The 12,890-nt window shown below is 40.7% G+C and carries 13 protein-coding genes; 2 read left to right on the top strand and 11 right to left on the bottom strand.

What is annotated here, in order from left to right:
• Nucleotides 1–100 precede the first annotated feature (100 nt).
• Nucleotides 101–217: a YhfH family protein gene (locus N782_RS21280; protein WP_152600751.1), complete on the bottom strand. Its 117-nt coding sequence runs from the start codon at nt 215–217 to the stop codon at nt 101–103.
• 309 nt (nt 218–526) lie between these two features.
• On the opposite strand from N782_RS21280, the gene N782_RS09630 reads away from it, so the two are divergent.
• A complete protein-coding gene (locus tag N782_RS09630) occupies nt 527–2,680 on the top strand; it encodes a sensor domain-containing protein (protein WP_052111271.1) in 2,154 nt (717 codons plus the stop codon).
• Between the two features lie 368 nt (nt 2,681–3,048).
• On the opposite strand, the gene N782_RS09635 is transcribed toward N782_RS09630, so the two are convergent.
• The 6 genes from N782_RS09635 to N782_RS09660 all read right to left on the bottom strand — a co-directional run bounded on the left by N782_RS09635 (nt 3,049) and on the right by N782_RS09660 (nt 8,050).
• Nucleotides 3,049–3,306, bottom strand: coding sequence for an HPr family phosphocarrier protein (locus N782_RS09635; protein WP_036818965.1), 258 nt, complete (start codon nt 3,304–3,306; stop codon nt 3,049–3,051).
• A gap of 77 nt (nt 3,307–3,383) precedes the next feature.
• Nucleotides 3,384–4,343, bottom strand: a complete 960-nt coding sequence (locus N782_RS09640; protein WP_036818969.1) for a C-terminal binding protein — start codon at nt 4,341–4,343, stop codon at nt 3,384–3,386.
• Between the two features lie 15 nt (nt 4,344–4,358).
• Nucleotides 4,359–5,255, bottom strand: coding sequence for an AEC family transporter (locus N782_RS09645; protein WP_036818972.1), 897 nt, complete (start codon nt 5,253–5,255; stop codon nt 4,359–4,361).
• Between the two features lie 6 nt (nt 5,256–5,261).
• Nucleotides 5,262–6,410, bottom strand: a complete 1,149-nt coding sequence (dgoD, locus tag N782_RS09650; RefSeq protein WP_036818975.1) for a galactonate dehydratase — start codon at nt 6,408–6,410, stop codon at nt 5,262–5,264.
• Between the two features lie 2 nt (nt 6,411–6,412).
• A complete protein-coding gene (locus N782_RS09655; protein WP_036818977.1) occupies nt 6,413–7,066 on the bottom strand; it encodes a bifunctional 4-hydroxy-2-oxoglutarate aldolase/2-dehydro-3-deoxy-phosphogluconate aldolase in 654 nt (217 codons plus the stop codon).
• Nucleotides 7,067–7,081: 15 nt separating this feature from the next.
• Nucleotides 7,082–8,050 (bottom strand): sugar kinase, encoded by a 969-nt coding sequence (locus N782_RS09660; RefSeq protein ID WP_036818979.1) that lies wholly within the window; start codon nt 8,048–8,050, stop codon nt 7,082–7,084.
• A 167-nt stretch (nt 8,051–8,217) separates the two neighbouring features.
• On the opposite strand from N782_RS09660, the gene N782_RS09665 reads away from it, so the two are divergent.
• On the top strand, nt 8,218–8,622 hold the full coding sequence (locus tag N782_RS09665) for a hypothetical protein (RefSeq protein WP_036818981.1): 405 nt from the start codon (nt 8,218–8,220) through the stop codon (nt 8,620–8,622).
• Nucleotides 8,623–8,703: 81 nt separating this feature from the next.
• Here the strand turns inward: N782_RS09665 and N782_RS09670 are convergent, their stop codons facing one another.
• From N782_RS09670 to gnd, 4 genes are all read right to left on the bottom strand, one after another.
• Nucleotides 8,704–9,984: a TRAP transporter large permease gene (locus tag N782_RS09670; RefSeq protein WP_036818983.1), complete on the bottom strand. Its 1,281-nt coding sequence runs from the start codon at nt 9,982–9,984 to the stop codon at nt 8,704–8,706.
• On the bottom strand, nt 9,984–10,520 hold the full coding sequence (locus tag N782_RS09675) for a TRAP transporter small permease (protein WP_036818986.1): 537 nt from the start codon (nt 10,518–10,520) through the stop codon (nt 9,984–9,986). The genes N782_RS09670 and N782_RS09675 overlap by 1 nt, the downstream gene beginning before the upstream one ends.
• Before the next feature lie 227 nt (nt 10,521–10,747).
• Nucleotides 10,748–11,815: a TRAP transporter substrate-binding protein gene (locus tag N782_RS09680; protein WP_036818988.1), complete on the bottom strand. Its 1,068-nt coding sequence runs from the start codon at nt 11,813–11,815 to the stop codon at nt 10,748–10,750.
• A gap of 33 nt (nt 11,816–11,848) precedes the next feature.
• Entirely contained in the window at nt 11,849–12,745 is an 897-nt protein-coding gene (gene gnd / locus N782_RS09685; protein ID WP_036818990.1) for a phosphogluconate dehydrogenase (NAD(+)-dependent, decarboxylating), read from the bottom strand.
• Nucleotides 12,746–12,890 lie beyond the last annotated feature (145 nt).

Genomic DNA, 12,890 nt, shown 5'->3' on the forward strand with positions numbered 1-12,890 from the left:
TGCTACTCCGATCTGTCTTCATCTTTTTGAACCACTCCCTTTGTTATAAAACAAAAACTACATAAACAATACTATTATATAACAGTTATTGCAAAATTTTTTACTCTTCTTGCTTAGATAGACAACGTTCACATTCCATCATGTACTTTTGACTGTTACTATCCATCTTCTCCCCACACTCAGGACATGCATGAGCTGACATTTTAATTTGTGTCATACGTTTCACCCTCCTTTTATATAACAGTTTAAATATTATTTATTTGTTATACTACAGTTTACTCGCGCCCTATCTGTTTTGCAACAGTTTCGACAAAAGTTTTTTGAAAATTTTCATTTTTAATGGTTAGCTAAGAGAGTATCACATAGTTCTTGGTTTGGTTTTAATGTCCTTAAATAGTATCTTTTACAAAGCTCTGTTGGGCAAAAATATTCTATAATTCTGATTGTACTTTTGTCGAAAAACGGTAACATTTCAACTATATCCCAGATGATATAATAAACTTAAATGATACAGGAGGGGCTCCTTATGAAGCGAACAGGACGTTTAACATCGGTAGGATTGATTTTTCTAATAAAAGCTTATTTTTATACTACCGATTACATCCATGGAGTGGGAGTTAGCCCGTTAGAGTGGGCAATATCCATCCTTCTTTTAATTGGGGTCTATTATTTAGGTCTCCATTATGATAGATCCCGATATTATGCTGGGATAGTCCGGGACCTTTTCGATCACAGCCAGACAATGCTTTGGACTTACGAATGGAACGGAGATCGTTCGTTCATTTCAGAAGGATGCGAAGCGGTGTACGGATTTCCTCGAGAAGCGTTTGAATCTGATCCAAATTTGTGGCTTAAGCAGGTCCACCCATCTGACCAGGCGATTGCTGATGAATTTGAAATAGAAACGTTGAATGGAGAGCAACGAACTGCCCGCTATCGCATTTATCATCGAAATGGCAGTATTAAATGGATTCAGAATACAGGAAATCCAGTTTACAATAGAAAAGGAGCGCTGGAAAAAATCATCGGCGTGACGATTGATGTCACAACAGAGGTCGAGACTCAGAAAAAGCTTCAGTCGGTTCAGTCTGCCATTGATGAAGCAGCAATTGTCACCATGACAGATGCCTCAGGAACAATAACATATGTCAATGAGAAGTTCGTACAAATATCTGGATACTCTTCCTCTGAGGTAATTGGAAAAACTCATAAGTTGATTAATTCAGGTTTTCATAGTTCATCCTTTTTTAAAGAAATGTGGGAGACAATTCAATCAGGAAACTCCTGGAAGGGGTTAATTCGAAATCAAGGGAAAGAAGGTTGTATATTCTGGATGGATGCAACGATTGTCCCAATTCTTGATTCGGAAGGTAAGCCATATGAATACGTGTCTATTCGATATGATATAACTGAGCAAATTGAATCGAAACATCATATTCAATATCTAGCCTTCCATGACCAACTTACAGGCCTGGGGAATCGTCATGCCATGAATACTGATCTTGACAATACTATGAGTGACCGCCCCTATCATAAACCGCTCTCTTTGCTGTTTTTAGATTTGGATCGGTTCAAGACTATTAATGACACACTTGGACATCGCTTTGGAGATCGAGTACTCAACTCGATTTCATTTATACTAAAGTCCTTTTTGGGAGATGAGGCAAAGCTTTACAGGTATGGAGGTGATGAATTTATCGTGCTAGTTGAAAACGGGGATGAGGAGCAAGCTGTCTCCATGGCACAAGATATGATTGCAGCGTGTTCTGAGCCGATTCAAATTGATGGATGTGAGGTGTACACAACTCCAAGTATTGGAATTAGTTTATTTCCTGATCATGCGGAAACGTCAGAACAGTTGCTACGCATGGCTGATACCGCTATGTATGCAGCAAAAGAACATGGGCGCTGTGGGTATCGTTTGTATGATACATTTTTAGATGAAAAGACGAGCCGAACAGCTTATATTGAACGAGAACTACGTAAAGCGCTCACGGAAGAAGATTTCGAACTTCATTATCAACCAAAAGTTAACCTTGTAACCATGGAAGTCGTAGGTTATGAGGCCTTAATTCGTTGGCGTCATGAAACAGAAGGTTGGATTTCTCCAGGTGAATTCATTACGATTGCAGAGGAGACAGACGTAATTTTTGGTTTAGGTGAATGGGTGCTTCATCAGGCTTGTCGAGATATGAAACAAAGTCAGAAACAAGTTGCAATTAACATCTCCCCTCGCCAGTTTGAGGACCCGATGTTTCTTTCAAAGATTAAGGGAATTTTCAGACAGTATGAAATCGAACCTTCCTTTTTTGAATTTGAAATCACAGAATCTGTCATGAAGGATAAAGAAAGGACGCAATCAATTGTTCAAGATTTAAAGAACATGGGTATCCATATATCTATCGATGATTTTGGTACAGGTTACTCGAATCTTGCCCTCTTGAGTGATTTGAACATTGACGTTCTTAAAATTGATCGATCATTTATCCAACAATCGAATGAGGAACTCGTTGAAACGGTTATCCGTATGGGGGAAAGTATGGGGTGTTCCATCATAGCTGAAGGAATCGAGACTAGAGAACAGGCCATGTGGCTAATAAAAAGAGGGTGTTCGGTTGGACAAGGGTATTGGTTAGGAAAACCTTCCCCGATTGCAAAGAACCAAACAATGAATTGCTAGGGAGAACAAACAACAAAAGTGCAAGCGCCCGTTTTGCGACGTATGTACTGGACTGAACCTTAGGAGATAAAGGAAACACGAAGAACTTAGTAATTCGATGTTGACTTAACGTACAGAGTTGAGAGAAGCACACTAGTCGCTGGCGTTGGAGCTGGACGTGACCATTTCACTTTTTAAGTTATACACAAGCATTGAATTTTATAATTTCCTAAATGATTATAAATAAAAAGCCTTAAGCTGTTTTTTTACAGGCTTCAGACTTTCTCTTGGTTAATTTATAAACTTCTTTTTCACTATCTGTTATTGTTATAAGCAAAGTAAATAAGTGCGAAACCAAAAGTTCCGCACTTATTATAATTATCCATGTATTAAGTTAACCACTCTCTTACCTCATTTAGAGCCTCTTCGCTATCATCACCAATACAGCGGACTGTAATTTCGTCTCCATTTGTTAGCCTTAAATTAATTAATCCTAAAAAGCTTTTCAAATTCACTTCAATCATACTGCCATCTACGTATTTCTTCAAAAAGATTTCAGAATCAAAACGTTGGATTTTGTTACTTAGCTCAATAATGGTTTGAGTCTCATCGATGTTTACTGTAATTACCTTGGAAAGTTCGCTCATGATTAGTTCCTCCTTATGGATATTAAATTATTTTGGAAGCTTTAAAGTAATCATTTTAATCCCAAAAATCAGACCAGTTATACCTGGTTCACCACATAGGTTGCTTGCTTTCCTTGTAAAACATCTGCTACATTTTGCGCAGCTTTCGTTTTCAATTCTTTTTCAGATTCTTCGGAGTACCAAGCAATGTGTGGTGTTAGTAGCACCTGATCCATTTCCAGCATAGGGTGATCTGCTGAAATAGGTTCTGTTTCCAGCACATCTAATGCAGCTCCTGCAATGGCATTGTTTTTTAAGGCTTCTACTAAAGCTTCCTCGTCCACAATCGGACCACGTGCAGTATTAATTAATGTAGCGCTAGGCTTCATAAATGAGAATTCAGCTCCTCCCACAAGACCCCTAGTTTGCTCATTCAATGGAACATGAACGCTTAGAAAATCTGCTTGTTGGAACAGTTCTTCCCACTCTACTGACGTAACACCGGCGCGAATCGCATCTTCATCTGTTAGGAACGGATCGAAAGTAACGATTTCAAGTCCGAATACTTTGGCTTTCTCAGCTACTGTTCTGGCAATGTTGCCAAAGCCTATTAAACCGAGCACTTTTCCCTGTAAACGTGAAATAGGCTTGGCCCAGTTAAAGTTCCAGTTTCCGTTCTTAACCTGTTGATTTTGCTCCGCTACTTTTCTTGCGGAAGATAATAGTAACGCCAACGTATGATCAGCCACCTCGTCTAAACAATAATCCGTTACATTGCAAACGGAAATACCTTTTTCTGTAGCTGCTCTCACATCCACTGAATCGTAGCCTATTCCATACCGCGCAATGACTTTACACCGCTCCATCTCCTCAATGACAGATGCAGTAATCTGTGAGTATTGAGTTAGAATTCCATCGGCATCCCTACAAGCTTCAATGACCTCTTCTTCTGTTTTACATTGATAAGCTACAAGCTCTCCACCCGCACGTTCAATCACCTCTCGCTCAGGTTGGAGCGTATCGTATTCATAGTCTGTAACAACTACCTTAAACTTCATCCTATCTCTCCTCTTTTACGCCATGAATGTTAATAAAGCAGTAATGGTAATAATACTGGCAAGCGTTGTTACCAGGGTAATGCTTGAGACCAGTTCTGGTCGAGAATCAAATTCAACAGCATACATCGTTGTTGTAGCAGCAGATGGCATCGCCGCAGATAAAATAAGTACTTTTCCAAGTAAATCGCCCATCGGTAGTATCATCACGAGACCGAAAGCGATTAATGGTGATGCTAGTAACCGAATGGCAGATGCTTTCGTAATCTTTCCCCATTCCATCGACTTGATCGAAATATCAGCTAACTGCATGCCTAGTACAATCATAACACCAGGAATTGCTCCATCCGCAATGAGCTTAATTGCGGAGAGTATATTCTCTGGCATTGTCACGTTTGTTACATTTAATAGCAAGGAAATAATCGCTGCATAGGTTGCGGGCATTTTCATAACTGATTGAAAAGCTAGCTTCATTCCAGACTGACCTCGGGCTGCATAGTACACACCGAAAAAGTTCATGATGATCGCTTGCAGGACAAGAAAGGATATAGAGTATGCAAATCCCTCTTCTCCAAATGCAAACAATACAATCGGAGCACCATAATTACCAGAATTCATGAAAGCAGTAGATAAAATCATCCCACTTTCTTCGGCTTCATTGTATCCACTCACCTTTTTCATCACCTTATTAATGGTAATGATGGAAACCAATAAACCAATAGAAAAAATTACAATGCTAACGTATTCACTATTCAAATCAGCATCATAGAATGTTTCAAAGACAAGGCATGGCGTTAAAATATATATTGCAATGGTTGAAACTGATTTAATGTCGAGCTTTTTCCACTTTTGTATGCCATATCCACTTAAAAATACAAGTAGAACTGGCAAAACGACTTCTATAAATACACTCAACAGGCATTACCACTCGGCGATAGTGCCGTCCTTATGTCTCCATACAGGATTACGCCAGCGGTGCCCTTCGTCAGCCATTTTCTTCACATGCTCTTCATTAATCTCAATCCCAAGACCTGGTCCTTTAGGCATTGCTACATAGCCATCCTTGTAATCAAATACAGATTTATCCTGAATGTAATCAAGTAAATCACTACCTTTATTGTAGTGAATTCCTAAACTTTGCTCTTGAATAAACGCATTATGACTTGTGGCATCCGTCTGCAAGCAAGCTGCGAGCGCGATTGGTCCAAGCGGACAATGGGGCGCTACAGCCACGTCATAAGCTTCTGCCATCGTGAAGATTTTTTTGCATTCTGTAATCCCGCCAGCGTGTGAGAGGTCCGGTTGGATAATATCGACGTACCCATTAGCTAATGTATCTTTGAAATCCCAACGAGAATACATGCGCTCCCCTGTCGCAATCGGTGTCGTCGTGTGTGCCGCAATGTCACGCAACGCTTCATTATGTTCCGGTAGAACAGGTTCTTCAATAAACATAGGCTTATATGGTTCTAACTCTTTCACGAGCACTTTGGCCATTGCTTTATGAACGCGTCCATGAAAATCAATGCCAACCCCAATATGATTGCCAACCGCTTCACGGATTCCCGCAATACGAGAAACTGCTTTCTCTACTTTTTCAAATGAATCAATGTATTGCATTTCTTCTGTACCATTCATTTTTACGGCGGTAAACCCTCTGTCGACAACATCCTTGGCAGCTTGTCCTACATCAGAAGGACGGTCGCCACCTATCCAAGAGTACACTTTAATCGAATCACGACATGCGCCACCCATAAGTTCATAGATGGGAGCATCATAAAATTTGCCTTTAATATCCCATAATGCCTGGTCTATCCCGGCAATGGCACTCATTAAAATTGGACCTCCACGGTAAAAACCAGAACGATACATAACATTCCAATGGTCCTCAATATGGAGAGGATTTCTTCCAATCAGATAATCACTCAGTTCATTGACTGCAGCTTTCACCGTTTCAGCACGGCCTTCTACCACTGGCTCTCCCCAGCCTGTAATGCCTTCGTCTGTTTGGATTTTCAAAAAGCACCATCTTGGAGGAACTACATATGTTTCCAGATTGGTTATCTTCATCGTTACTTGCTCTCCTTCCTTGCCCCTTTGATTGCTTCTCGGAATTGGATTGCTTTATTGGTTAGCGTATCGAAATCTTTAGCTTGAATAGCTTTTTTATCAAGAAGTGATCCGCCAGCACCTACAGCAGCAGCACCATTTTCCATAAACGTACCAACATTCTCGGCAGTAACCCCACCTGTTGGAATCATCGGTATATGACCTAGAGGCCCTTGAAGATCTTTAATGTACCCAGGCCCAAATGAAGTGGCTGGGAACACTTTAACAAGATCCGCCCCACTCTCATACGCTGTCACCATTTCCGTTGGCGTTAAAACACCTGGGATTGAAATAGCACCATATCGGTTCGTTAGTTCAACCATTTCTTTATTAAAAGATGGAGAGAACACAAAGTCAGCATGCGCTTCAATTGCTCGCTTCGCTGTAGCTGCATCAAGAACTGTTCCAGCTCCTACTAACGCTTGATCACCATAAGTATGCTTGATCTCGTCTATCATGCGAAATGCACCAGGAGTATCCACGGTAATTTCGAGTGCACCAACGCCTCCTTTGATAAGAGCATCCGCAATATGGTGGATGTCTTCTTCCTTTGGTTGCCGAATTACGGCGATAAGACCAGAATCGATTAACTGAGAAATTTTCTTATGCTTTGTCATCATGTTCCTCCTCCATTACCTTTTCACATCTTGACCAGGATTTGATTGATTGGATAAAAATTGTTCCAATGTAGGTCTAGTTGGCAATCCTTCAATATCGCCATTTACTTTTACAACGAGTGAACCAATGGCATTCCCTCGCTTCACTCCTTCAGGGATGGTGTGTCCATCCAAGTAAGCACTGATCACACCTACCGCAAAACCATCTCCAGCACCAACTGGATCCACTACTTGCTCAACCGGGAATCCTTCAACAAATGATTCACCATCAGATAAAATGTACGCACCATCTTTTCCTTTTTTGACGATGATATGCTGAGCTTCCGATGTTTTCAGTTTCATAGCCATAGCTCTGACATCTTTTTCTCCTGTGAGAAAAGCTCCCTCATCCTCGCCAGCAAGGATGATGTCTGAATGTGTGGCCATTTCTAGTAAGGTTTTTTTTGCTTCATCTAGATCGTTCCAAAGCTTATAGCGAATGTTTGGATCAAATACAATCGGTATACTGTGCTTTTGCGCATAGGTGATAGCCTGAAAAACAGCCTCTTTACAGGTTGAACTTAATGCAGGCGTTATCCCAGTAAGATGTAAAACGCGAGCTTCTTTTATGTAGTCTTCACTTACATCTTCCTTGGTTAAAGTGCTTGCTGCGGATTGATGACGATAGTAGTGAACACGCACGTCTTCTGGTGACAATGATTCTTTGAAGAAGATACCAGTAGGTGCTTGATTAGTCAGCTGAACCTGCGTAGTATCGACTCCTTCACCTCGAATAAAGTGGTGAATATATGTGCCGAACGGATCATCCCCAAGCTTACTCAGCCAACCCGACTTATACCCAAGCCGAGCAAGACCAATCGCAACATTAGACTCCGCTCCCCCAATTTGCTTTTTGAATTGATGTACATATGGAATAGGTAAAGACTCATTCCCTGTAAAAAGGACCATTGTCTCCCCCATGGTTACTACGTCAATCTGTTTCATAGAGCTCACCTCTTTAATAGATGTTTTGGAATCGCTTACTGTAGGATGAAAAATATATGAATTTTGCTATGGATGTGCGTGTTAATTAGCTTTAGTTCAGAAGACTTAATTAGGACCTTAGTGAGATCTTGATATAGGCAGGGGGGCAGGGTGGGGGGGGCCTGGATATGCGTGGGTTCTTCCGCGATATGCGTGGGTTTCCCTCTGATATGCGTGGGTTTTTCCTCGATATGCGTGAGTTTTCCTCTGATATGCGTGGGTTCTTCCACGATATGCGTGGGTTCTTCCACGATATGCGTGGGTTCTTCCACGATATGCGTGGGTTTTTCCTCGATATGCGTGAGTTTTCCACCTATATGCGTGAGTTTTCCTCTGATATGCGTGAGTTTTCCTCTGATATGCGTGGGTTTTCCTCTGATATGCGTGGGTTCCTTCTGATATCCGCTGCTTTCCCACGATATCCGCTATTTTCCCACCTATATCCGCTGCTTTCCCACCTATATCCGCTACTTCTCCACCTATATCCGCTACTTCTCCACCTATATCCGCTACTTTTCACGCCTTGCCCGTAAGCTACAGCATTTCCACCACTTCCATAATAAAAAAAGAAGGAGGATTCTCTACAGGTGTGCAAAGAATCCTACTTCATTACGTTATCCTCCTAGGCTCACCAACCACATGGAGACTGGTGGTGCGAAAATGATGATGGCTAAGGAAATTAACATAGCTATAAAGAATGGCAAGATTGCCTTCGAAAGTTGTTCGATAGATAAGCCCGATATACCTGAGCCGACGAATAGATTTACGCCTAGTGGTGGTGTAATGAATCCGATTGCCAGGTTTACGACCATGATGATACCGAAATGGATTGGGTCGTAGCCAATGTTTGTTGCAATTGGCAGTAGAATTGGCGTCAGGATAATAATGGCAGCTAGTGTATCCATGAAACAACCTACAATTAATAATAAAACGGTAATCATTAACATGATAACAATTTGGCTATCACTTACAGAAAGCATCATGTTCGCTACTTGATCTGGAATACGCTCGATTGTAAGTAAACGTCCGAATGCTGTTGCTGTTCCTACAATAATCAAGATAGTTGCTGTGGTTAATGAAGAATCAATTAACAATTTTGGAATGTGCTTGAACTTTAGCTCACCATACAAGAATAGTCCTGCGATTAAACTATACACAACAGCAATTACAGCTGCTTCTGTTGGTGTGAAGTAACCACCATAAATTCCGCCTAAAATGATCACAGGAATAATCAATGCCCATTTAGCTTCCCAAAATGTGCTAAAGATATTGGATAGGGTTGTCTTCTCCCCTGTTCCACCATAATTATGTTTTTTGGAATAGATGTACGCCCAAATCATAAGAGATAGACCTACTAATACACCAGGGAAAATACCTGCAACGAACATGTCGCCAACAGATGCGCCACCTACAACTCCGTAAATAACCATCGGAATACTTGGTGGGATAATAACACCGATTGAGCCTGCTGCTGCTACAACAGCGGTTGCGAATTTTTTATCATATCCTTTACGTACCATGGAAGGAATCATAATTCCGCCAATTGCCGCTACAGTTGCTGGTCCTGAACCAGAAATAGCAGCGAAGAACATACATGTTACGATTGTTGCCATTGCGAAACCGCCAGTTTTGTTACCAACTAACGCGTTTGCAAAATTAAATAATCGTTCTGATATACCACCTTTACCCATCACTTCACCAGCGAGGATAAAGAATGGAACAGCCATAATTGGGAAGGAGTCCATAGCTGTTACTAGTTCCTTCATAAGAAAATTTAACGGAAGTGCTCCTGTGTACACGATCGTTGCAAGTGTGGACAAGCCGAGCGCAATCCCGATTGGTACACTTAAGAGTAAAAAGAGGGCAAAGCTTCCGAATAATATTCCTGCTGTCATTACTCATCCCCACCTTTCACGTCTTGCATTTCTTCACGATCATTTTTTAAATTAATCTCATCTTTACCGATTAACATCCGGATTTGCTTATAGATGTTTTGGAGTAGTCGAATTGCTGTCAAACCTAAACCAATTGGAGCCGCTAGATAAACAAGACCCATAGGGATATGTAAAGCTGGAGATTGCTGACCAAATGATAGAAGTTGTAGAGAAATTGAAGTTCCATATCGTACAACGAGAATAGCAAATGTTAAGAATAGTAAGTTTGAAATAATAGATAATATGAGCTTTCCTCTGTCTTTTAATAGAAGTAACATCACATCGACTTTTAAGTGGCGTTGTTTTTTTACACCGTAACTGATTCCAACGTAGACGAGCCAAATAAAGCAGTAGCGACCTAGTTCTTCAGACCATGACAGGGAATTTCCAGACAATCTCATGACAACCTGTAGGAAAATAACAGAAACCATGACTGAAGAGAACAGTACTAATAGGGCTTCTTCTATACGTTGGTCAATTGTTTTTAGTAATCTCATCGTTTCACCTCAGATCATGCTTATCTAGCAGTAGTTTATAGTTTGATAGATTATAGAAAGGCGTAAATGTCCGGTTAGCTACGTACAAACTATCAACTGTAGTAGCAGAAAGTTTGCTGTGAGCTGACTCTAGACATATTGCGCCAGTAATAATGAATCCTCTTCTTTTCAAAAAGGGAAGGAGGTAGAGCAGAAAGCCCTACCTTATCCTCTTCTTCTAAATGTACTTATTCTGTTTCTTTCTTCGCTTTTTCAACTTCTTTATAGATATTGTCTACAACATCTTCACCAATCTTGCTCTTGTATTTTTCTACAACTGGTTGAACAGCTTCTTTCATTTCTTTACGGTTTTCTTCACTAATTTCAGTGTACGTCATGCCTTCTTCTTGAAGTTTCTTCAAGTATTTCTCATTCGCTTCACGGTTTAGCTTCTTCTCATACTTACCAGCTTCAACAGCTGCTTCTTCAACAATCTTCTTGTTTTCATCAGAAAGGTTGTCATAGAAGCTCTTGCTCATTAAGAATACGAATGGGCTATAGATGTGGTGTGTATTAGAAACGTGCTTCTGTACTTCATAGAACTTTTGTAGATAGATTGTTGCATATGGGTTTTCCTGACCATCTACTGTACCTTGTTGCATTGCTGTAAATAGCTCAGTGAAGGCCATTGGAGTTGGGTTGGCTCCAAGTTTGTTAAATGCGTCTAAGTGTAAGTCGTTCTCCATCGTACGTAGCTTAAGACCTTCGAAGTCTTCTATTGATTTGATTGCACGCTTAGAGTTTGTTACATCACGGAAACCATTTTCCCAATAAGCAAGTCCTACAAGGTTTTGACTTTCAAGCTTTTTAAGTAGACCTTGACCTGTTTCACTAGCTAGTACTTTATCTGCTACTTCCGTATTCGGGAATAAGAACGGAATATCAAATACGCTAAATGCTGGAACGAAGTTTGCTAGTGGTGCTGTAGATGGAATTGTTACCTCTTGAGATCCTGTTTGTAGGTTCTCTGTCATTGTACGGTCATCGCCTAGCTGACCACTATGGTATGTTTCAACTTTTATCTGGCCGTCTGTTTTCTTTTCAACGATTTCTTTGAACTTAAGTAAACCTTTATATTGTGGGTGTTTGTCGTTAAGGCCAATTCCTGCTTTGATTGTTTTTGATTCCTTAGAACCTGAATCTGAACCTGAAGCGCTTCCATCATCTCCAGAAGCAGAGGAACCTCCCTCACTGCCGCATGCTGCTAGCACTAGCACCATAAGTGCTGTTAGTGCAACTGTGAAAAGTTTTTTCATGACCAATCTCTCCCTTTTTTTGATATAAAATATTTATTTCTTAACGACCGCATGGCCGCCAAACTCGTTTCGTAGGGCTGCTACTACTTTTCCTGTGAATGTATCGTCTTCTTGGGAACGATAACGCATCATCAAGGACATCGTAATAACAGGTGCTGCTAATTCAAAATCAAGTGCAGACTCAACTGTCCACTTTCCTTCACCTGATGAATTCATTACTCCTCGAATATCATCTAATTTTGCGTCTTTACTAAATGCATTTTCAGTAAGTTCCATTAACCATGAGCGAATGACAGAACCGTTATTCCAAACGTTAGCAACCTGCTCGTAATTGTAGTCGAATGGACTCTTCTCTAAAATATCGAATCCTTCGCCAATTGCTTGCATCATTCCGTACTCAATTCCGTTGTGAACCATCTTTAGGAAGTGACCGCTTCCGGCACGCCCGGCAAAGTGGTAACCGCTTTCAATTGCAGTATCAGCAAAAATCGATTCAATCTTTCTGAATTCTGTTTCATCGCCACCGATCATGTAGCAAGCTCCATTTCGAGCACCATCGGTTCCACCGCTCGTTCCTACATCAAAGTAGAAAAGACCTAGTTCTTGTAACTCTTCTGCACGTCGAAGCGTGTGTTTATAATTAGAGTTTCCTCCATCGATGACGCGATCCCCTTCATCTAATAAAGGTTTCAACTCTGATAAAACCTGTTCTGTAATATCTCCTGCTGGGACCATCATCCAAATGGTACGTGGTGATTCTAGGTTGTCTATGAGACTACGAATAGAATCAGCTGGAGAAGCACCATCTTGTGCAATGTTTTGTACTTGTTGGTCGTTGACGTCTGTTGCAACTACTTCATGACCATTGTCCATCAGGTTCAAGGCTAGATTGTAACCCATCTTCCCTAGACCAATAAGACCTAGCTTCATATAAAGGCTCCTCTCTGTCTCTAAAACTATGTAAGTTTTGAAAAAATGCTGAAATATTTTTTCGTTAAATTCTATTATACATAAAATTTTTTTCGTTACAAGCGTTTTCATGAAATTTTTTTCATCGATTTCACTTCAATTCAGA

It is taken from the genome of Pontibacillus yanchengensis Y32 (assembly GCF_000770635.1).
Taxonomy (GTDB): domain Bacteria; phylum Bacillota; class Bacilli; order Bacillales; family BH030062; genus Pontibacillus; species Pontibacillus yanchengensis.